Source organism: Pseudomonas sp. LP_7_YM (assembly GCF_004364435.1).
In the GTDB taxonomy this organism is placed as follows: Bacteria; Pseudomonadota; Gammaproteobacteria; order Pseudomonadales; family Pseudomonadaceae; genus Aquipseudomonas.
The window spans coordinates 351619-372325 of sequence record NZ_SOCT01000001.1 but is presented as its reverse complement, the minus strand read 5'-3'; the positions used below and the strand labels follow the sequence as shown (position 1 = coordinate 372325).

Genomic DNA, 20707 nt, shown 5'->3' with positions numbered 1-20707 from the left:
TCAATCGAGTGATGTGAGGCCACTATAGATGTTGACCCGTCGGTCGATAATCAGCTGCAATCGGCACAGGTTGTACGGCTCAGCGAACAATGGTGGCAGCCAATGGCAGCAGATATTCAGGATTTGATGGCCTTCGTCGCCGTGGTCAAGGCCGGCGGTTTTCGCGAAGGCGCGCGGGCGAGCGGCAAATCGGCGTCGAGCCTGAGTGATGCGGTGAGGCGCATGGAGTCCGGAATGGGCGTGCGACTGCTCAACCGGACGACCCGCAGCGTGCTGCCCACCGAAGCGGGGGCGCGGCTGATGGAGCGCATCGTACCGGCGCTTGCCGAGGTTGAATCGGCACTGGACGTGGTCAACGATTTTCGTGACCGACCTGCCGGCACCCTGAAGCTCAACGTGCCCGCCAGCGCTGCACGGCTGGTGCTGCCCGCGATCATCACGCCCTTCCTGCAAGCGCATCCCGATATCCGTCTGGAAATTATCGTCGAGGAAAGCTTCGTGGATATGCTCGCGGCGGGTTGCGACGCGGGCATCCGATACGATGAACGCCTGGAGCAGGACATGATCGCCGTGCCCATCGGCCCTCGATTTCAGCGTTTTGCGACGGCCGCTTCCCCCGCTTATCTCGATGCCAGAGGCCGCCCGCAACACCCGCGCGATCTGCTCGAACACGCCTGCCTGCGGGGCAAGTTCCCCAGCGGCGCGATGCCTTTGTGGGAGTATGAGAAAGACAGCGAAACCGTCCGCGTCGACCCGACCGGCCCATTGGTGGTGAACATCGCTGGCGCAGTCGATCTGGCAGTGCAGAGTGCGATCGACGGCCTTGGCGTGGTCTTTCTCTTCGAAGACTGGCTGCGCCCACACCTGGAAAGCGGCGCGCTGGAACCGGTGCTGGAAGACTGGTGGCAGACGTTTACCGGACCACTGCTCTATTACCCGGGCCGCCGGTACGTGCCATCGCCGCTGCGGGCGTTCGTGGACTTTATAAAAAGAAGTTGAACATGAGACGCTCACCGCAGGGTCAGGCTCACGCGGTATGGGCACTGCCGTCCTCCTTCGCTCCGGCCTCGAACCTTGGTTTCTGGAGCGCCTGCGGCGCCATTGTTTCCAATGGACGGTTCATGGGTTTTTCGCTGATCGCCGCCATCGCGTTTACCTGCCACTTCTCATTTATTGCCATTTCACCGGTGATCTTTCTCGATGACTTCGGGCTGACTCAACTGCAGTTCTCGGTGGTCCTGCTTATCTACGGCGCGGCTTACGTCATTGGGGGCGTGATCGCCAGTCGCTTGCAAAAAGTCATCAATCATCAACAACAGCTGAAGGTCGGCCTTGGGCTGATCAGTCTGGCTGGCGTGGCGCTGATCGCACTGCACCTCACAACCGAGCGCAGTTTGCTGACCATTCTGTTGCCCATGATGCTCTGCACCACCGGTACGACCATAACCCGTCCTGCAGCCGTGTCGCGGGCCATGGATCTTTTTCTCGGTAATGCCGGCGCCGCAGCGTCGATGCTCAATACCACGGTGTTTGTCACTGGCGGGGTTATCAGTGCGCTGGCGAGTGTGACCGTTGCAAATTTCGAATACGCCCTGGCATCGGGATTCGTGGGCTTGAGCGCCATTGGCTGGACGGTGGTGCGGCAAATTTACAGCGCACAGCCCCCCGCGTGAACCGACGCGAGCAGACCCCGGCTACCCAGCGCATCGATACATCCGCACGTTCGGGTGGGCGGCAGCCTTGAGAACAACTGATCGGCGTCTGGATTTGCCGCATAATGCGCCAGCCACTTCTCCACAAAGAGGATCGCCGACCATGTCAGTCATTCACAAAGCTGCACAGTTAGGATTTTCAACGCAAGCGGGCGCTTACTCTCAGGGGCGGCCGGATTATCCGGATGAGTTGGGCACCTGGTTACAGCACACGCTAGGCATCGACGCGCAATCGTCGGTGGTGGATCTGGGAGCTGGCACCGGCAAATTCACCCGATTGCTCACCCCGCTGACCGCTCACCTGACCGCTGTCGAACCGGTCGAGCCGATGCGTCAGGAGTTTGCCAAGCGTTTCCCCGACACACCGATTGTCTGTGGCACTGCCGAATCCCTGCCCCTGGAAGACGCCACTGCCGACGTGCTGGTGTGCGCCCAGGCGTTTCACTGGTTTGCCAATGACGCCGCCGTGGCCGAAATCCATCGCGTGCTTAAACCGGGCGGTCGCCTCGGTCTGATCTGGAACGTGCGCGATGAATCGGTGGACTGGGTCGCCCAGATCACGCGGATCATCACGCCGTACGAAGGCGACACCCCGCGTTTTCACACCGGTGACTGGCGTTTACCTTTCGACGGGCGCTACTTTGCCCAACCTGAACTCACCTGCTTGAACTACACCCATTCAGGCGATGCCGAAACCGTGATCATGAACCGCTTCCTATCGGTGAGCTTCATCGCTGCCCTGCCGCAAGCCGAAAAAGCCGTTGTCACCAAGCAACTGCGTGATCTGATTCAGACCCACCCTGCCCTACGTGACCGCCAGACCGTCGAATTTCCCTATCAGACCCAGGCCTACCTGTGCCGTCGGCTGGATTGATCAAAGGTAAGCACCTGTGAAAATCATCCGCAGTAAATCGTTCACTGGCGATCGCCCTTGGGCCGCGCTGGATATCGCCAATATGAAGGGCATCACCACTCGCCTGCACTGGACCGACCAGCCGTATAAATGGCACGTCAACGATGGGGAGGAAGTCTTCGCCGTGCTGGATGGCCGCGTGGAGATGCGCTTCAAGGTGGACGACACCGAAGAGTCTACGATTCTGGAAACCGGCGATGTGTTTTACGCCTCGGTCGGCACTGCCCATGTTGCCCATCCGCTCGGCGTGGCGCGCATTCTGGTGGTGGAGAGTGAAGGGAGCGTCTGATCCCTTGATGCAAGCGCTTGGCCGCCCGGCCTGCGGCACCACGGGAGCTACAGCCGAAAATATTGCCGAATGGCGCCGGACAGCCGGTCCACCGCTTCGTCTCCCCGGGAAGCCTGGCTGCGCAGAAACACCACCTCATGCTCGGCAATGGCCGGGAGTTCGTGGAGAATCTGCATCTGCTCGGTGACCTTGGCGCGGTCGATCACGCTGATCGCCAGCCCCGCTTCCACACACGCCTTGACCGCCTGATTGGAGGGGCTTTCGAGCACGATGCGTGTGCGGCGACCGACTGCCTTGAGCGAATCGATCATGGCGTGTCGATAAGGGCATCGTGGCGCGTGGACCGCTAGCGGCAGCGGATCCATCGACGCCAGGGTGGCACTGGCAGGTCCTACCCAGACTGGCGTAGTGGCCACCAGCAGCTGAGTCTCGCATCCCGACTCGCCTTTGCCCTGGGCAATCACCGCGGTCTGCAGTGTTCCTCGTTGCACCTGCTCTTTTAGCGCGTAGCTCGGCGCTGTAGTGAGCTCCAGTACGACGTTTGGCCAGGCCGCGTGAAAGGTCGGCAATATGTCCTTGATGACATGAAGCGCATATTCGTCAGGCACGCCCAGGGTAATGCGCCCGGCAAGTTCAGTGCCGTGCAGTTCGGCCAGCGTCTGGTCGTGAACACGCAGCAGCTCGGCGGTCGACACCAGAAAACGCTTGCCCAACCCGGTCAAGGACACCGATTGGTTATCGCGTTTGAGCAGCCGGTCACCTGCCACCGCCTCAAGACGTTGAATATGCATGCTCACCGCCGCCGGGCTCTTATGCAGTTGCTCTGCCGCTGCGCTGAACTTGCCGATTCGCGCGACGGCATGAAATGTCCGAATCAAATCAATATCAAGGATTGCCGACATACTTCAGCCTTTCTGAATAAGTGCTGCACTTTATTTTGATTTATGAGATTACGCTTATTCCGTACGCTTTGGGAATGAACGCATACAAATTGATCCAGGAAAAAAACCGCAGTCGCACCACGCGCCACCGTGGGTTTCCCTTGCCGTTGCTGGAGGCTGCCTTGGTGCTGACATGGAGTTCTGGCTTCATTGGCGCACGCTTCTCCATCGACTATGCCCCGGCGCTGCTGGTGGTATTCTGGCGCTGCGTCATCGTCAGCCTCATTCTGTTCCCCTTCGTTGCCAGGCCACTGTGGCGAACGCCGATCATGGTCTTGCTGAGAAATGCCGGGATCGGAGTTCTGGCCATGGGCGGCTATCTCGCCGGTGTCACTCAAGGCATCGCACTGGGCGTTCCGGCCGGGCTCGCAGCGCTGATTGCGGACCTGCTGCCACTGGGAATGGCGTTGCTCGCAGCAGTGGCGCTCGGTGAAAGACTGGTGCGCAAAGTCTGGGCGGGGCTGTTGATCGGACTGCTCGGTGTGGTGTGGGTCACCCACGGCGCATTGGCGTGGGGTGATGCTCCGTTGTGGGCTTACGGCTTGCCACTGGCCGGCATGCTGTCGCTGGCGGTTGCGACACTTTGGCAAAAACGCACGAACAGTTCACAGGCACTGGGCCTGTTGCCTAACCTTTGGCTGCAGTGCTTCGTTTCAAGCTTTGCCTTCGCGGCCATCGAGGGTATGCACGGCAGCCTGATGCCAATTCCGAGTACAGGCTTTGCGCTCAGTGTGCTATGGACTGCAGGTCTGTCGACCATGGGCGGATACGGGCTCTACTGGGTGTGCCTGCGTCGCGCTACCGCTACTCGCGTCGCCAGCGTGTTGTACCTCAGCCCGCCACTCACGATGCTTTGGGCGTGGGCCATGTTCGACGAGCCGCTGTCCTGGCAAATGGTGACAGGGATGGGCATTTCCACCGTGGGAATCTGCCTGGTGGTGCGTGCCGAAGCCCGGCAGGCAAACAGCGCGTCGAAGGGTGGTGCTCATCCTGGCCGGTTGGCGGGCAGCGATGTCACCACCCCGGACGCGCTGCCTGAAAACCGCTGACGGCTTTGGTCCGCCTGCCTCAGTGATCCTCTTGCGCCGGTAAAAGCTCCAGAATGCGATCGCGTCCACCCTCAGCCAGAAGGTAAGTGCCATGGGCAGTGGGCACGATGGACTGTGGCGCCTTGAGGAATGAGAGGATGGTCTGGCGCTTGCCCTGAGGATCGATCAACAGCAGTCGCGCACGGTGGGTGGCATCTTCGCTAATCCACAGGCCACGCTGGTCGCACATCAGGAACGTCGGCTGATTGAGATTGCTCAGCACCACGGGATCACGGCCGTCCTCGGTCAACTGATGCACCACGCCCTTTTCCTTCTCGGTGTAGAGCATGCGGCCATCGGTGCAACGGGTGATGGACTCGGTTTCAGACAGACCCTCACGCAATACCGTCAGCTTGCCATCGCCCCAGTGATAACGCAGCAGGCGGCCATCGCCCTTGCGATCCTCGATGGCGTACAGGTCATCGCCCTCGTTCCACAGTCCCTGTACGTCCGCGCCCTTGAACAATGCGGTCACCTTCCCATCCTTGAAGAAGTTGACCATCGCGCCTTCGATCTCCTGACTGAACACCCAGCCACCGCGTGCCGAAATCATCCCGTCGGGCTTGGATAAACCTTCGACCACCGTCTCACGGCGACCGTTGGCCAGAATGCGCACGATGCTGCCCTTGCCGTCCCTGAGCTCCTGACTGACCACCAGCGAGCCGTCACTTGCGGGCACCAACGATGCCGCCTTGGGCACATCCACGTGCAAGACCTGATACCGCCAGCCTTGGCTGGCCTGCACCGGGTAGAAGTTTTGCCAAGTGAAAAAGCCCGCCGCGGCTAACACAAGCAGACCCGGCACAGCCAGTATCAGTGCGTATCGTCGCCGGGTCGTTGGGATGGAGGTTGGCGTTTCGGGTGCGTCGTTCATAAATCAGCCTGCCGATAGGTGCTCGTAGAGGATGGTTGCGCCGACCATTATCAACACAATCCCTCCAACAATCTCGGCGCGTTTGCCGACCACGGTCCCCAACACCCGACCCAGCATTACGCCAAGGGTGACCATGACCGTGGTAGCTATGCCGATCGCGCCGGCGGCAACAAGGATGTTCACGTCGACGAACGCAAGCCCGACACCCACCGCCAACGCGTCAATACTGGTGGCAAAGGCCGTGATGGCGAGGATCAGAAACGAGTGATGTGCAGGCTTTTCTTGAGCCTCATCATCGTGTTTGAAGCCGTTGTAGATCATGTGCAGCCCGAGCACCAGCAGCAACACGAAAGCGATCCAGTGATCCCAGCTTTGCACGAATCGAGTAGCGACCTGACCGATGCCCCAGCCGACGAGAGGGGTGATGGCTTCGATGACACCGAAGATCAGACCGGTGCGCAACGCTTCGCTAAGACGTGGCTTATGCAGGCTTGAGCCTTTGCCAATCGCTGCTGCGAAAGCATCCGTGGACATGGCCAGCGCAAGAAAGATGAGGGAAATCGGGTTCACGGTGTACGTCCAGTCGGGCTATGAGTCAACGACGCAACCACACGCCCGACTTTAGGCATGGAGGCATCGTTGGTCTCGCCAACCCGAAGGTGTTCACGCCACGGCATGCAGCCGAGGATGTTGACGCGAACGCTCTGAACCGGGGCACAAGAGCAGGCTACTCCCCAACAAGGGCCGCCACTATAAGCACATTCATGTGAAAAAAGAATGAATGTACGGGGTTGGTCCCTGCATCCAGAAACGAGAGCCTGTGAACCGGACTCACTGATACCTGGCCGCAAAGCGCGCGACGAAGCACGTGCCCCGCTCGGATGATGAAGTGACAGACAGCGTCCCGCGATGGCCATTCATGATCTGCGCGGCGATGTATAGGCCAAGGCCCAGCCCCTCCTCTCTGGACCCCCCTTGAGAGCGTTTGAACGGCTGAAACAGCAACGGCATCGATGCTTCGGGGATACAGATGCCGTGGTTGGTAACCGACAGTACGAACTCACTGCCTTCCATATGGGCCGTCACCTCAACGGGGTGGTCCCGCGAGCCGTGCTTTACCGCGTTGCCCAGCAAATTGGACAACAACTGCCCAATACGTGCCGGGTCACAATAAATACCCGATGGAATGGCGATATTCTGATGAATCTGAATATCCGGCTCGGATGCGCAGATCTCGGCTACCACAGCGGCGAAGACACCTTGCAGGTCATCCACCAGCGTACGCCGCACCGGGATACCTCCGCCCAGCTTGCCACGGGCGAAATCCAGCACGTCTTCGATAAGCGTTCCCATGCGCTGCGAGCTTTTTCGAATGGCGGTGGCGAGGCTGCGGTTGCGTTTGTCATCAAGGCGGGTTTCAAGTAGATCGGCACTCATGCGGATGGCGCTGAGCGGCGTACGCAGATCATGCCCCAGCACTGCGATGAATTGCTCGCGCAGACGTCCCGTTTCATTGGCATCGGCCAACGCGTTTTCGGTTTTTTCCAGGTCCTGACGCATGTCCAGATGCATCGCGATCAACTGGGCAAACAGAGTGAGGGTCTTGAGTACAGCGTTTTCGTCGAAATGCGAAGGCAAGGTGTCGATGGCGCACAGGGTGCCGAAAAATTCGCCATCGGCTTTGACGATAGGGATCGAGGCGTAGCTTTCCAGTTGATAGGTTTTGGGCGTTTGGTGCAGTGAATACACCGGGTGTTCACTGGCATGGGTGAACAGCACGGGCTGATTTTTCTGCCGTATTTCATGGCAGATGGTCGACTCCAGCACCAGCTCGCCGCCGGGTTTGAGCCCGAAGTTGATCGAGTCATCGACGGCGCACGCCACCCAGCGCCGGTCTGTAACACGGGCAACTGCAGCGAAGCGCATTCCGGTTACATGCTTGACCATGCTCAAGATGACCGGAATGGCATCGATCTTCGCCACAGCAGCGATGTCTTGAGTAATCAGAGAAGAGTCAGGCATAACGGTCGCCGCATGGAAGAGAAATGAGCAACAGGTTCGTCGCTACCGGCAGGGTGTGCCGTGGACAGATAGTAACCCAACTGCAGTGTGGGATAATCGCCCAATTCGTTCACCAATCCAGCCTGATCCGGCTCTCGAAGACCCGCGTTTCACCTTTTACCGGATCGACAAAGCGTAACCCCTGGGCAAGCAGCTTCAGCGGCCTGTCGTAGTCGTCCACAGCGTCTTTGATGATATCGGGGTAAAACGGGTCGTTGCAGATACCTGCGCCCAACGCCGCCATGTGCACACGCAACTGGTGCTTCTTGCCGGTCACCGGGTACAACGCATAGCGCCACAGATCGCCGTTGCGCTCGGCCACCTCGATTCGGGTCTCGGTATTGTTCTGCCCCTGCCCTTCACGCATGCGAAAAAACGGCTCGCCCTCTACCAGCCGGCTTTTATGCAGCCTGGGGAAATCGAGCTCAGGCAAGGCCCGGGCAATGGCCTGGTAACGCTTGTCGATCTGCCGGGTCGGAAACAACGCCTGATACGCCGAGCGGCTCTGCTTGTTCGCCGAGAACAGCACCAGGCCTGCAGTGTGGCGGTCGATGCGATGCAGGGGCACCAGATCGCTATTGTCCAGGGTACGAATGAGTCGTCGCAGCAAGGTCTGTTCGACGTATTCCCCCCCCGGTGTCACGGGCAGAAAATGCGGTTTGTCGGCGACCACCAGATGCTCGTCCGCGTACAGGATCTGTTCCTGCACCGGGATAGGCGTCTCGTTGGGCACCTCGCGAAAATAATGAATGCGCAGCCCCTCGCGATACGCAAGATCCGCGGCGATAGGCTGACCGTTTGCATCGAGCACCCGGCCCCGGGCAATGCGGTCGCGCCATTGCTCCCGACTGATCGCACTGAAACGCTCGCACAGACAATCCAGCACAGTGAGCCAAGGCCCGGGCGGCAGATAAAGGGTGCTGGCCTGAAGCGTGGCAGGCATGAACGCGGATTTGGACATGAGCGACTCGTAATCGGGGATGGCAGAAACCACAAGCCCGGCATTATCGCCGAGCACTGACGCCTATGCGAGCAAGGCCTTATGCGCCCGCCGATGATGCGTGACGATTTGTCGCAGCCTCAGACCCTACCAGTTGTCAGACATCTACATGACTGCTGTAGAAGCACAAAATTATTTGTTCTAAAATGTTGCTAACTCGGCAAGCAAGCGCGAAACCGAACCGGCGCGACCTTGGTCGTGATCGAAGTTGAAAACGCTTGCCTGACCTGAACTCATAAAAAGAAAGCCCGTCCTCGACGGGCTTTTTTCGTTTTCAGCATGTGTGCGGCCCCCCAGATGCGCCGTGCGACTTGCAACGTGGCCGAATACAGGAGAGATCCGATCTCTTGCACTGCCCACGACCGATTCTGTTTTTCAACTTTGAGGTTATAAAAATGCTGGCTCAATTGTTTCAATGGATCAAACGCCTTTCCACTGGCACGCCTGCCGAAAGCGAAGAGCGTTACTCGAAATCCTTCTGCGACGAAGAAAATGACGTGGGTCGCTGGACCTTCATGTCGGTGTTCATCGTCTTCACCCTCAGCCTGTACGTCGTCGCAGGCCTTGGCTATTACGCCAAGGTCCACGTCTGGGACGACATGAGCGAAGCGCAGAAAGAAGCGGTTGCCAAAGCAATGGTCGTTGACACGCAGTATCTGTAAGCGGGTCAGGCTGAGTCGGCCGCTGTCAAACCGGAAAGTGTTTGATGGCGCATAAAGCTCAGCTTTCGAGCTGATCGCGCAAAAACGCCACCACCTGCCCGGTGTCGAACGGCCAGTCCAGTTCAACACCGGAGTCAGCACGCCGCAGCACCGGAATACGCAGACCGTATATGTCATTCATGGCTGCGCTCTCAGCGATATCCACCCGTTCGACCAGCAGACCATGTTCCACCAGGGGCATCAGTTCCGCCTCGGCGACCTCACACAAATGACACCCCGGTGTTCCCAACAGCTGGCATGCGATGGCATGTCCTGATCCTCCACGCGCAACACTTCAGAACGGGATGACCAGTTTAGGCCCGGCCTGAAATACCGTCGAGATGGAAGCGCCGTCTGGAAAAATCGTTCGCCCGGTCAAGTACCGGCTTCTCGAACCAGCGATAGCCTACCCAGCCGTAACACAGCACTGCGGACATCGTCAGGGCGGCGAACAGTGCATTATCCAGCAGGCTGTCGGGCGAGTTACCCATCATTTGCCAGCAGCGCCCGACGACGCCCAGCACCAGCAGATGGGAGAGATACAGGGTGTAGGACATGTCCCCGACCGCAATCAGCAACCTCGGCACCCGGATGTGCCGACGCCGCTCCAGCAACGCCAGCCCGAAAATCAGCGTGCCGAATACAACCCCTACCGAAAACATTCGCAACAAGCCTTGGTCATCAAAGAGTCGGTAATAGGCAATCAGCCCAATGCCCGGCAGCAAGGCGCCGGCCAGCGCAACACAGACTGCGACCGTCGGGATATGTACGCCGTAACCACCGTAGAACAACAGTGCAAGGGCGACGCCGATGATGAATTCCAGCGCATAGGGATGAAGGATGATCTTCAACGCAGCGTTATAGTCCTGCCAGTTCTGTGCACTGTTGAACACCACCAGAATCAGCGCCCAGCCAGCGATCAACGCTGGCAACCAGCGTTCGCGAAAGCACATGAGCCCGGTAAACACCAGATAGAACCACAGCTCGAACAATAGGGACCAGGCGACCATCACCAGCAGGACACTGTCATTGGGTAGCAAAAGGAACGACAGCAGCAGATTGGAGGACCCATGACTGCTGTTGACCATCGCCGGTTGCACCAGCACCACGGCCAGGGTGAGGAAGTAATACAACCAGTACGTGGGGTATATCCGCGAGACGCGATTGAAGAGGAAACGCTTGGACTCAGCAATCTTCTGAAACCGGCCGCGGCTCACGATCACCATCACGAACCCGCTGATGATAAAGAACAGGTCAACGCCCAGTTGAAAGAAGTCCAGAAACGGCGGCAGGAAAATATCGCCGCCCGAGTATTTGTGCTCCACGGCAGCCATGTGGAACAGGACCACGCCCATTACCGCCACACCCCTGAACCCCTGAAGGGAATACAAACGCTCCATCGACGGCTCCTACCGCAGGCGCAATCCACAAGACTGCGAAAAGTCAGGAATCTCGAGGGGCAGCTACCGGCCAGGCCCACCCGCTCGGGGGTAAGCATAGCCACCTGCCTGCGTCCTGCATCAGTCGTGACTGACGGCACCGATCCTGTGAATCGATAGGTCGGCGCCGTAATACTCCTGCTCCTGGCTGAGCCGCAGCCCCAGGCACAGCCTGATCACGCCGTAGACCAGAAAACCGCCAGCCAGCGCAATCAATACACCCAGTGCACTGCCAATCAACTGGCTGATCAGGCTGACGCCGCCGATGCCGCCCAAGGCGGTCTGGCCGAAGAGGCCACAGGCGATGCCCCCCCAGACGCCGCACAGGCCATGCAACGGCCAGACACCGAGGACGTCGTCGATCTTCCAGCGCACCTGGGCCGCGGTGAAGCACCAGACGAACAGCGCACCGGCGATGATGCCCGTGACCAACGCGCCCACCGGATGCATGAGGTCGGAGCCGGCGCATACCGCTACCAGCCCGGCAAGCGGGCCGTTGTGCAAAAATCCCGGATCGTTGCGACCGATGATCAGCGCCGCGACCGTACCGCCGACCATCGCCATCAACGAATTGACAGCCACCAGCCCACTGACGCCGTTCAGGGTCTGCGCGCTCATCACGTTGAACCCAAACCAGCCGACGATAAGAATCCACGACCCCAGAGCCAGGAACGGAATGCTCGAAGGCGGATAAGCCACCAGCTTCCCGTCGCGATAACGGCCGTTACGTGCGCCCAGCAATAACACTGCCGCCAGCGCCAGCCAGCCACCCATGGCGTGGACCACCACCGAACCGGCGAAGTCGTGGAAGCTGGCACCAAAGGTCTTTAGCAGCCACGCTTGCAGCCCGAAGTTGCCGTTCCAGACCATGCCCTCGAAGAACGGGTAGATGAACGCCACGATCAGCACCGTTGCGCATAACTGCGGTGCGAACCGCGCGCGCTCGGCAATACCCCCGGAAATGATTGCGGGGATGGCGGCTGCGAATGTCAGCAGAAAAAAGAACTTCACCAAGCCATAGCCGTGATCGGTCGCCAGCACGCTGGCAGGTTGCAGGAAGCTGACGCCGTAGGAGATCCAGTATCCAATGAAGAAATAGGCCAGGGTCGACACAGCAAAATCGCTGAGAATTTTCGATAAGGCATTGACCTGGTTTTTCTGCCGGACCGTGCCGACCTCCAGGAAGGCAAAACCCGCATGCATGGCCAGGACCATGACTGCGCCGATCAGGATGAACAGGGTATTTGAGCTGTGGATCAGCGTATCCACCGCACTTTGCATATTTTCCATCGAGAGACAGGCCTGCAAGTGATGAAAAAGCGCCAAAGCGGACCACCATTTTTTCACCCTGTGATCGAAGAGCACCAAAATGGAGCCTTCAACCCTTGCTGCGGACCAATTTGGCGCAGCCGGCAGGCAAACAGGATCGATCGCTAATGCGCTTTTCGATGTTTTAGAATTTAGGATCAATGTTTCGGCGCTGTGCCGAGAAAGGCGCTCTGCATTAGAGCGACCGGCCTCCCTGGCGCACCATGGAGTAGCAAAAGCTGTACCAGTGGCTAACTTCGCAACTTGTGCCAATTGGAATGAACCTTCACTTATGGGCCATACTCGAAAGCCAATATCGCCACCCCTACGGAGAAAATTATGGCTCGCCCAACAGCAGAGAAAGCCCAGGACATTCTGATGTCAGATTTCCAGACGCTTGTTGCAGACACGGAAAAGTTGCTGGCCCACACCGCGTCCCTTGCAGGTGAACAGGCAGACGAGCTGCGTGACCAGATCAATGAAAGCCTTGTGCGCGCCAGGGAAACCCTTTCCGTGGCACAAGCCGCCCTGCGCGAGCGCAGTCAGGAGGCAGTGGTCGCGACAGAAGAATACGTACAGGCCAATCCTTGGCAGTCAGTAGGCATTGCCGCAGGTGCAGGCTTCCTGATCGGCCTGCTGGCCACCAGGCGCTGATCGATATGATGCCGGGAACAGGTCCAACCGAGACCGACAACACTTCTTCGCCCCGCCGCTTGGGCGCAGCGTTCTTGGGACTGCTGCACAGTCATGTCGAGTTGTTCGGCATCGAATTGCAGGAGCAGAAAGCGCGTACCGTCAGCGTGCTGCTGTTCGCGGGTCTGGCGCTGGTATTTGCCCTTTTGCTACTGATCGGTCTTTCGGCGCTGCTGCTGGTTCTGGTCTGGGACACCTATCGTCTGGCCGGAATTATAGGGCTCTGCGTTTTTTACACACTGGCTGCGCTGTTTTGTGCGATGCGTCTCAAAGCTGCGGTTTTCGATGAATCCTCGCCCTTTCATTCCACGTTGGAAGAACTGGCCAATGACCGCGAGCGACTGATGCCATGAGCACTCCCGATTCGCCCCAGACTCATAATCGCCGGGAGTTGCGCAAAGCGTTAATTCGCCTGCGCATGGAAATGCATCGTCAGGAGATCCGCCACGAATCCACGCAGCTGATGCGACCACTGCATCGCATGCGCGGAATGGCCAATGACCTGCCCGGTTCGCTGGGCATCAAGCATGCGCCGCTATGGGGTGTTGGAGCCGTATCGCTGCTGGGTTTTCTGACGGGCAAAGGTACGCGCAGCAAACGCACTGGCAGCGTCGGTCGTCTTATCAAGCTCAGCGCAAGCCTTATGCCGATTATCAGACTGGTCATTCAGAATTCGCGCCGGCGTCCCTGAATGAGCCGGCCATTTGGCTGCGCTCTTTGATTCCAGGGCTGTTCATTCAACGCCCCCCGCACACCTGCCATGTTTATATCGGCAAGTGTGCGGCTTTCGCCTGAGCCTCTCCTGGCGTGGCGTGGCCCTCCCGTTTAGCTCCTATCGAATACGACGGGCAATCGATGCTGCCTAACCCAGGGCGGTTCCTCGGTGGCCGTCGTTTGCTGACTGACGTCGACGCAGTCAGCTTTGATTGGTCGTTGTCACTATCTTCCGCTTGCAGCCCGGAGGCCTAACCGGGAAGCTAGTCGGATAATCACCCGACGGAGTAACCGCCTTGGATTGGCAGACCCTGCTCACCCGCGAGCGCCTCGGCAAGAGCTTGCACAGCCCTCAAGAACCGGGGCGAAGTCCTTTCCACAAGGATCATGACCGCATCATATTTTCCGGGGCATTCCGCCGCCTCGGACGCAAGACCCAAGTCCACCCGGTCACCAGCAACGACCACATCCATACCCGCCTGACCCACTCACTGGAAGTCAGCTGTGTCGGACGCTCGCTGGGGATGCGGGTTGGCGAAACACTGCGCAGCGCCCTGCCCGACTGGTGCGAACCCAGCGACCTGGGCATGGTCGTGCAATCAGCCTGCCTGGCCCATGACATTGGCAACCCGCCCTTCGGCCACTCAGGAGAAGACGCGATTCGTAGCTGGTTCAAGCAAGCCGCCGGACGTGGCTGGCTCGATGCAATGAGCGAAGTCGAACGCAATGACTTTCTCAACTTCGAGGGCAACGCCCAAGGCTTCCGTGTGCTGACGCAACTGGAATATCACCAGTTCGAAGGTGGTACCCGCCTGACCTACGCCACGCTCGGAACCTACCTGAAGTACCCGTGGACGGCCCGGCACGCCGATTCGCTTGGGTACAAAAAACACAAGTTCGGCTGCTACCAGAGCGAGCTGCCGATCCTGGAACAGATCGCCAATAAACTCGGCCTGCCACAGCTGGAAGAGCAACGCTGGGCGCGGCACCCGCTGGTGTACCTGATGGAGGCTGCTGACGACATTTGCTACGCGCTGATCGACCTCGAAGACGGCCTGGAAATGGAGTTGCTCAGCTACACGGAGGTCGAGTCCCTGCTGCTGGGCTTGGTGGGCGATGACCTGCCGGAGACCTATCGCCAGCTCGGTCCGAACGATTCGCGTCGCCGCAAACTGGCCATCCTGCGCGGCAAGGCCATCGAACATCTGACCAATGCCGCCGCCCGCGCCTTTGTCGAGCAGCAGGACGCCTTGCTGGCCGGAACGCTGCAAGGCGATCTGGTGGAACACATGCACGGCCCGGCCAAACGCTGCGTACTCAACGCCAAGGACATGGCCCGCAAGAAGATCTTCCAGGACAAACGCAAGACGCTGCATGAGATCGGTGCCTACACCACCCTTGAGATTTTGCTGAATGCATTCTGTGGCGCAGCACTGGAGCAATATGGCGGGCATACCCCCTCATTCAAAAGCCGGCGCATTCTTGACCTCCTGGGCAACAATGCTCCCGACCCCAAATGGCCGTTGCACACTTCGTTCTTGCGAGTCATCGACTTTATCGCGGGCATGACCGACAGCTACGCAACAGAGATGGCCCGAGAAATGACCGGGCACACCAGTCCTCTCCAGTAAACCAGCGCCACGGCTAGCTGAAGCCCGAAATCCTCATGGGAAATCGGGCTTTTCTTTTCGTACGCCAAGAAAAGAAAAACAAATCTTCGGAAATTTCCTACACGCCGACAGGAAAGAGCCTATCGCCGCTCTCAAACCTCTGCCGAATAATCCGGCAGCCATGAACGCTGGCAACTCTATCCCATACCAGCCCGAGCCTTAGCCACGCATGCTGCCGTCGAGCGCCGCGCCCCGGTGCGAGCTTCTCGCCGGGCCCATCGCTCCATCAGGAAAGCCCGATGTCCAGACACAGTCTTCGAATTCTGCTGGTAGAGGATCATCCGTTTCAGCTCTTCTCGCTGCAAATCCTGCTCAACAATCATGGGCTCTATCGGGTCACGCCTGCTTTGAATGCCGCTGAAGCAATCGCAGCGCTGGAGCGCAGCAGTGAACCTTATGATTTGCTGCTCTGCGATCAGCGCCTGCCAGACATGAGCGGCGTCGAACTGATCGGCGTTGCCGATCAAAGGGGGCTCATCCGGCATGCCGTGCTGCTCAGCGGTCTGGAGTCTGCGCAATTGCTCGACATCGAGGATGAGGCAATCAGGAATGGCCTTCCACTACTCGGTTTTTTGATCAAACCCTTGAATACGCTTGAGTTATTGCGTCTTGTTTCATCTGCGCCGGGCAAGCGGTGATGCCATCGAATCATCGAGCTGGCATAACGTTGCCGTTAACTAGATAAAAACTGCATATCCAGATGTTAAGCGCGACTTGTTCAGAGGCTGGCAACACTGTTTCAAAAACATAACAGGTTTAATTATGTAGCCGGTTCCTGACCTTAACGTAGGACCATTCCGATTCGAAATAAACACTCGTCTTCTGATAACTTTTCACGTATCAGGAGCTTTCGACTTCTTTAAACATTTCCACCTCTTCCCGAGGATAGTCGTACGGCAATACGCTAATTTTTGTAGGATGTTTCCTATATATAGCTATAAGCCCGTTCTCTTCATGCGCGCCTTCCAGCATCTGAGATAAGGTGCGCGCTTTCTTCGCCGCTCGTTATGGATTGAATTATGAACACAGTTTTTATCATCGATGATCATCCTGTCATTCGCCTCGCCATCCGGATGCTGCTGGAGAATGAAAATTACGAGATCGTCGGTGAAACCGACAACGGTGTGGACGCTATGCAAATGGTCCGCGAATGCATGCCGGACCTGATTATCCTCGATATCAGCATCCCCAAGCTGGACGGTCTCGAGGTGCTTGCCCGTTTCAATGCAATGAACCTTCCATCCAAGATTCTGGTATTGACCGCACAGGCGCCGAGTTTGTTTGCCATCCGTTGCATGCAATCCGGAGCCGCCGGTTATGTATGCAAGCAGGAAGATCTGAGTGAACTTGTCAGTTCGGTGAAAGCGGTACTCTCAGGCTACAATTATTTTCCAAGTCAGGCGCTTGGAGTGTCGGCCGGCGACGGCGATCCAAATGAACTGGAACGCTTCAAACTGGTCAATGATCGCGAATTGATGGTACTTCAGTTATTTGCTCAGGGGCGAACAAACAAGGAAATCGCCAAGGGCATGTTTCTCAGTAACAAAACCGTCAGCACTTATAAAACACGCTTGATGCAGAAACTCAAAGCCAAGACTCTGGTAGAACTTATCGAGATGGCAAAACGCAATTCCCTAGTGTGAGAGACAGGATGCCGACGGGGTTAAAGGACTATTGGATAGCAATCATATTTGCGTGTCTGAGCATCAGTGCCCAGGCCGAGTCGGCATCGGCCGAACGTTACACCCTGCTGAGCCGTGCCAATCCGGCGCACATGGACGTGACGCTGGACCGGGCCCAATGGCAATGGATACGCGACAAACGCGAATTGATTCTCGGCACCTCCGCCCCGGACTACCCACCTTTTGACATGACCCTGACAGGTCACGACTATGAAGGCTTTACAGCCGACTACGCAGGCATTCTGGCCAGAGCCCTGGACCTGCCCGTGCGGGTACTTCGCTATGCCACAAGAGACGAGGCGGTCGAAGCGCTGCTCAGCGGCGAGATCGATCTGCTTGGCAGTGCCAACGGATACGAGGCGGTCACCTCCGACATCAGACTTTCGACGCCGTATGCAGTGGACCAGCCGGTACTGGTGACCCGCACGGGTGAGAATCGCGCCCTGAATGAAGGCCTTAACGGCCTGCGCCTGAGCATGGTCTATCACTACCTCCCTCCTGAAGAAATCAGCGCCCTGTATCCCAAGGCCCGCCTGCAGACCTTTCCGTCATTCCAGAGTGCAATCAATGCCGTTGCCTTCAATCAGGCGGATGTGTTTCTGGGCGACGCCATTTCAACCCATTACGTCATCAGCAAGGGTTACCTGAATAACGTACAGATGGCCAACTTCGGCGAGCACGAACCCAACGGTTTCAGCTTTGCCGTAAAGGCTGACAACACCGCATTGCTGGATGTGATCAACCTTACCCTCAAGAGCATTCCGATTGAGGAGCGCATGGCCATTTCGAAACGCTGGGGCGCAGGTGCCGATCTACTGCTGACCGATCAGAAACTGCAATTAACCCAACGCGAAGAACGCTGGATCGCGCAACATCCCACAGTGCGGGTAGTGATCAACGACGCTTATGCACCACTGACTTTCTTCGATGCCCAAGACAACTTCCGCGGGGTCACCGCGGATTTGCTGGATCTGATCAAGCTGCGGACCGGCCTGCGATTCGAAGTCAGTCACGCCCCGAGTATGCGCGACATGATGAACCGGCTGGCGCAGGGCCAGGCCGACCTGATTGGCGCCATGGTGCCAAGCGACGAGCGCGAAAACCGCTTCAGCTTCAGCCGTCCCTACGTGGACAACGCATTCGTGCTGGTGACGCGCAAGGAAACGTCCAGCCCTTCCAATCTCGATCAGCTTGAGGGCAAGCGCGTGGCCCTCACCCTGGGCAGCCCGGTGTTGGAATACCTGCAGCAGGTCAATCCGCGTATCTATCCAGTGGAGGTCGACAACCCTGCGCAGGCTCTGGACATGCTGGCCCACGGTCGGGTGGAAGGTGCCGTTACATCGCTGTTCAGCGCCAGTTACTTCATCTCCTCCCGCGGACTGAACGACGCTCTGCAAATGCGCGTCACAGTGGGACGTGAACCCGCCCGCATCGCGATGGCTACTTCGCGCAATGCCACCGAGCTGAGCGCAATCATCGACAAGGCGTTATCGAGCATCGCCCCCGAAGAGCTTGCGGTCATCAATGACCGCTGGCGCAGCTACGTACCCCCTGGACGTGGGGCGTGGAAGGACTATCAACTTCTGGTGTACCAGATCGTGATTGGCGCCAGCTTGCTGTTGCTGGGCTCTCTTGCCTGGAATGCCTGGATGCGACGCCAGATCAAACAACGGGAACGCGCCGAGCGCGCCCTCAGCGATCAGTTCGAATTCATGAGCGCACTGGTCAACGGTACCCCTCACCCGATCTACGTGCGCGACCGGGACGGATTGCTGCAGATGTGCAACGAGAGCTATCTCACCGCGTTCTCGGCCAAACGCGAAGAGGTACTGGGCAAGAGCATCCTTGACGGAACGCTCAGCGACGTCCAGGAAGCCCAACAATACTTTGCTGACTATCAGCAGGTGATGACTGAGGATGCGCCGCTGATCCTCGACCGCTCTCTGCATATCGGTGAACAATCCCTGACTATCTATCACTGGATCCTTCCTTTCCGGGATTCGCTGGGCAAAGTTCAGGGCATCATCGGAGGCTGGATCGACATCAGCGAACGGCGGCAATTGATTGAAGATCTGCAGGCTGCCAAGCAGCAGGCCGATGACGCCAATCGTGCCAAAAGTACCTTCCTGGCAACCATGAGCCATGAAATACGCACGCCGATGAACGCAGTGATCGGCATGCTGGAACTGGCCCTCAAGCGAGCGGACCAGGGCCACCTCGATCGCCCGGCCATTGAGGTCGCGTACAGCTCGGCCAAGGACCTGCTGGAGCTGATCGGGGATATTCTCGATATCGCCCGCATCGAATCAGGTCGCCTGACACTCAGCCCGGAACGGGCCAACCTGCGTCAGTTGGTGGAGTCGGTCGTGAAGGTGTTCGACGGACTCGCCCGTCAGAAGGGCCTGAGCCTGCAAATGGACCAGGACAGCCGAATCGACATCGAGGTACTGATCGACCCACTGCGTTTCAAGCAGATTCTTTCGAACCTGATCAGCAACGCCATCAAGTTCACTCAGCAAGGGCATGTGCGTATCAGCCTGCTGATCGAGGAGCCGATCAACGAACAGCAGATCGGCCTGCAGGTCAGCATTCAGGACAGCGGCATCGGTATCACGCCCGACGATCAGGCACGCCTGTTTGCACCTTTCGCCCAGGCTGACAATAGCGGCCAGCTGGCGCGAACCGGTGCCGGTCTGGGTCTGTTCATTTGCCGCAGCCTGTGCGAAATGATGGGGGCAACCCTGAGTCTGGACAGCGTGCCTGGCGAGGGTACCCGGGTGCAGATGTTCTTCAGGCTGACCTCACTGGACCCGTTGGCGAATCTGCCGGCCCTGCGAGACAGCAACGGGCAAAGCGCGGCCAGCCTGGATATTCTCGTGGTGGACGATCATCCCGCCAACCGCCTGTTGCTGTGTCAGCAACTCGAATTTCTGGGCCATCGCTGCGAAGTCGCGGAACAAGGTGCTCAGGGGCTCAAACAATGGCTGGCACACCATTTCGATCTGGTGATGGTCGATTGCAATATGCCGGTCATGAATGGCTACGATCTGACGCGGGCAATACGCTCCCATGAGCGCGAGGATGGGCAAGACCCATGCACGGTGCTGGGCTTTACCGCCAACGCCCAGCCTGAAGAACTGCTGCGCTGCCGGGATGCGGGAATGGACGACTGCCTGTTCAAACCGATCAGCCTGACGGCGCTGCACGAGCAGCTGTCGCGGGTTGGATTGGGACGAAGATACCGGGGCAAGCCGACACATGAGCAGCCTTTCGACATGGCCAGCATCGTGGCATTGACAGGCGATAGACCGGAGATGATAGAGCAGTTGATCAGCCAACTGATCAGCAGCTGTCGAGAGGATGCGCTGGAGTTGACTGAGGCCAGTACCCGGGGCGATAAGCGGGGACTTCGTGAAGTCGCCCACAAAATCAAAGGCGCGGCAAGGATTATCAGTGCCAGTGAGGTCATCGACCTGTGTGAACGCCTGGAAAACGCGTGCGATGAGGACGGGTCGATGACGGCGTTGATCGGGCATGCGCACGCCCTGAAGGTAGCGATGGCCGTTCTTGAACAGGGGCTTCTTGGACATTGAAAGCCGCAGCGTCGTATCGAATGTAGCCA

Annotated in this window: 20 protein-coding genes and 1 pseudogene; 13 read left to right on the top strand and 8 right to left on the bottom strand. The window is 58.3% G+C overall.

Translation table 11 applies throughout. The features are described 5' to 3' along the window. Positions 1-102 precede the first annotated feature (102 nt). From EC915_RS01790 to EC915_RS01775, 4 genes are all read left to right on the top strand, one after another. Positions 103-999, top strand: coding sequence for a LysR family transcriptional regulator (locus EC915_RS01790; protein ID WP_133748811.1), 897 nt, complete (start codon positions 103-105; stop codon positions 997-999). A 2-nt stretch (positions 1000-1001) separates the two neighbouring features. Continuing rightward, positions 1002-1673, top strand: a complete 672-nt coding sequence (locus EC915_RS01785) for an MFS transporter (RefSeq protein WP_133748810.1) — start codon at positions 1002-1004, stop codon at positions 1671-1673. A gap of 142 nt (positions 1674-1815) precedes the next feature. Further along, on the top strand, positions 1816-2586 hold the full coding sequence (locus EC915_RS01780) for a class I SAM-dependent methyltransferase (protein WP_133748809.1): 771 nt from the start codon (positions 1816-1818) through the stop codon (positions 2584-2586). Positions 2587-2602: 16 nt separating this feature from the next. Then, positions 2603-2914, top strand: a complete 312-nt coding sequence (locus EC915_RS01775) for a cupin domain-containing protein (protein WP_133748808.1) — start codon at positions 2603-2605, stop codon at positions 2912-2914. Positions 2915-2961: 47 nt separating this feature from the next. On the opposite strand, the gene EC915_RS01770 is transcribed toward EC915_RS01775, so the two are convergent. After that, positions 2962-3816: a LysR family transcriptional regulator gene (locus EC915_RS01770; RefSeq protein ID WP_133748807.1), complete on the bottom strand. Its 855-nt coding sequence runs from the start codon at positions 3814-3816 to the stop codon at positions 2962-2964. A 74-nt stretch (positions 3817-3890) separates the two neighbouring features. On the opposite strand from EC915_RS01770, the pseudogene EC915_RS01765 reads away from it, so the two are divergent. After that, positions 3891-4823: pseudogene (locus EC915_RS01765) on the top strand (DMT family transporter); the annotation flags it as partial. Between the two features lie 100 nt (positions 4824-4923). Here the strand turns inward: EC915_RS01765 and EC915_RS01760 are convergent. The 4 genes from EC915_RS01760 to EC915_RS01745 form a co-directional block, all read right to left on the bottom strand. Beyond that, a complete protein-coding gene (locus EC915_RS01760; protein WP_256658625.1) occupies positions 4924-5817 on the bottom strand; it encodes a hypothetical protein in 894 nt (297 codons plus the stop codon). A gap of 3 nt (positions 5818-5820) precedes the next feature. Beyond that, entirely contained in the window at positions 5821-6387 is a 567-nt protein-coding gene (gene mntP, locus EC915_RS01755; protein WP_133748805.1) for a manganese efflux pump MntP, read from the bottom strand. A gap of 261 nt (positions 6388-6648) precedes the next feature. Then, complete coding sequence (locus tag EC915_RS01750) at positions 6649-7839, bottom strand: GAF domain-containing sensor histidine kinase (protein WP_256658624.1); 1191 nt, start codon at positions 7837-7839, stop codon at positions 6649-6651. A 109-nt stretch (positions 7840-7948) separates the two neighbouring features. Beyond that, entirely contained in the window at positions 7949-8839 is an 891-nt protein-coding gene (locus tag EC915_RS01745) for a pseudouridine synthase (RefSeq protein WP_133748804.1), read from the bottom strand. Positions 8840-9273: 434 nt separating this feature from the next. On the opposite strand from EC915_RS01745, the gene EC915_RS01740 reads away from it, so the two are divergent. Further along, on the top strand, positions 9274-9540 hold the full coding sequence (locus EC915_RS01740; protein WP_133748803.1) for a hypothetical protein: 267 nt from the start codon (positions 9274-9276) through the stop codon (positions 9538-9540). Positions 9541-9598: 58 nt separating this feature from the next. Here the strand turns inward: EC915_RS01740 and EC915_RS01735 are convergent, their stop codons facing one another. The 3 genes from EC915_RS01735 to EC915_RS01725 all read right to left on the bottom strand — a co-directional run bounded on the left by EC915_RS01735 (position 9599) and on the right by EC915_RS01725 (position 12308). Beyond that, positions 9599-9844, bottom strand: coding sequence for a glutaredoxin family protein (locus tag EC915_RS01735; RefSeq protein WP_133748802.1), 246 nt, complete (start codon positions 9842-9844; stop codon positions 9599-9601). 49 nt (positions 9845-9893) lie between these two features. Then, entirely contained in the window at positions 9894-10979 is a 1086-nt protein-coding gene (locus EC915_RS01730; RefSeq protein ID WP_133748801.1) for an acyltransferase, read from the bottom strand. Positions 10980-11099: 120 nt separating this feature from the next. Beyond that, a complete protein-coding gene (locus EC915_RS01725; RefSeq protein WP_133748800.1) occupies positions 11100-12308 on the bottom strand; it encodes an ammonium transporter in 1209 nt (402 codons plus the stop codon). A gap of 357 nt (positions 12309-12665) precedes the next feature. Between EC915_RS01725 and EC915_RS01720 the strand changes: the two genes are divergently transcribed. The 7 genes from EC915_RS01720 (at position 12666) to EC915_RS01690 (ending at position 20678) form a co-directional block, all read left to right on the top strand. Beyond that, positions 12666-12980, top strand: a complete 315-nt coding sequence (locus EC915_RS01720; protein WP_133748799.1) for a YqjD family protein — start codon at positions 12666-12668, stop codon at positions 12978-12980. 5 nt (positions 12981-12985) lie between these two features. Further along, positions 12986-13372, top strand: a complete 387-nt coding sequence (locus tag EC915_RS01715; RefSeq protein ID WP_133748798.1) for a phage holin family protein — start codon at positions 12986-12988, stop codon at positions 13370-13372. After that, a complete protein-coding gene (locus EC915_RS01710) occupies positions 13369-13710 on the top strand; it encodes a hypothetical protein (RefSeq protein ID WP_133748797.1) in 342 nt (113 codons plus the stop codon). Before EC915_RS01715 ends, EC915_RS01710 begins: the two co-directional genes overlap by 4 nt. 319 nt (positions 13711-14029) lie before the next feature. After that, positions 14030-15364 (top strand): deoxyguanosinetriphosphate triphosphohydrolase, encoded by a 1335-nt coding sequence (locus tag EC915_RS01705; protein ID WP_133748796.1) that lies wholly within the window; start codon positions 14030-14032, stop codon positions 15362-15364. Positions 15365-15642: 278 nt separating this feature from the next. Then, positions 15643-16041 (top strand): response regulator, encoded by a 399-nt coding sequence (locus EC915_RS01700; RefSeq protein WP_133748795.1) that lies wholly within the window; start codon positions 15643-15645, stop codon positions 16039-16041. 381 nt (positions 16042-16422) lie between these two features. Next, entirely contained in the window at positions 16423-17046 is a 624-nt protein-coding gene (locus tag EC915_RS01695; RefSeq protein WP_133748794.1) for a response regulator transcription factor, read from the top strand. Positions 17047-17054: 8 nt separating this feature from the next. After that, positions 17055-20678 (top strand): transporter substrate-binding domain-containing protein, encoded by a 3624-nt coding sequence (locus EC915_RS01690; RefSeq protein ID WP_133748793.1) that lies wholly within the window; start codon positions 17055-17057, stop codon positions 20676-20678. The last annotated feature ends 29 nt before the right edge of the window (positions 20679-20707 follow it).

Bases quoted from the DNA above. Each gene is read 5' to 3' on its own strand.
- EC915_RS01790 (WP_133748811.1), top strand. From the start codon at position 103: ATGGCAGCAGATATTCAGGATTTGATGGCCTTCGTCGCCGTGGTCAAG.
- EC915_RS01725 (WP_133748800.1), bottom strand. From the start codon at position 12,308: ATGGAAAATATGCAAAGTGCGGTGGATACGCTGATCCACAGCTCAAAT.
- EC915_RS01730 (WP_133748801.1), bottom strand. From the start codon at position 10,979: ATGGAGCGTTTGTATTCCCTTCAGGGGTTCAGGGGTGTGGCGGTAATG.
- EC915_RS01690 (WP_133748793.1), top strand. From the start codon at position 17,055: ATGCCGACGGGGTTAAAGGACTATTGGATAGCAATCATATTTGCGTGT.
- EC915_RS01770 (WP_133748807.1), bottom strand. From the start codon at position 3,816: ATGTCGGCAATCCTTGATATTGATTTGATTCGGACATTTCATGCCGTC.
- EC915_RS01745 (WP_133748804.1), bottom strand. From the start codon at position 8,839: ATGTCCAAATCCGCGTTCATGCCTGCCACGCTTCAGGCCAGCACCCTT.
- EC915_RS01715 (WP_133748798.1), top strand. From the start codon at position 12,986: ATGATGCCGGGAACAGGTCCAACCGAGACCGACAACACTTCTTCGCCC.
- EC915_RS01750 (WP_256658624.1), bottom strand. From the start codon at position 7,839: ATGCCTGACTCTTCTCTGATTACTCAAGACATCGCTGCTGTGGCGAAG.
- EC915_RS01740 (WP_133748803.1), top strand. From the start codon at position 9,274: ATGCTGGCTCAATTGTTTCAATGGATCAAACGCCTTTCCACTGGCACG.
- EC915_RS01780 (WP_133748809.1), top strand. From the start codon at position 1,816: ATGTCAGTCATTCACAAAGCTGCACAGTTAGGATTTTCAACGCAAGCG.
- EC915_RS01785 (WP_133748810.1), top strand. From the start codon at position 1,002: ATGAGACGCTCACCGCAGGGTCAGGCTCACGCGGTATGGGCACTGCCG.
- EC915_RS01710 (WP_133748797.1), top strand. From the start codon at position 13,369: ATGAGCACTCCCGATTCGCCCCAGACTCATAATCGCCGGGAGTTGCGC.
- EC915_RS01760 (WP_256658625.1), bottom strand. From the start codon at position 5,817: ATGAACGACGCACCCGAAACGCCAACCTCCATCCCAACGACCCGGCGA.
- EC915_RS01700 (WP_133748795.1), top strand. From the start codon at position 15,643: ATGTCCAGACACAGTCTTCGAATTCTGCTGGTAGAGGATCATCCGTTT.
- EC915_RS01695 (WP_133748794.1), top strand. From the start codon at position 16,423: ATGAACACAGTTTTTATCATCGATGATCATCCTGTCATTCGCCTCGCC.
- EC915_RS01720 (WP_133748799.1), top strand. From the start codon at position 12,666: ATGGCTCGCCCAACAGCAGAGAAAGCCCAGGACATTCTGATGTCAGAT.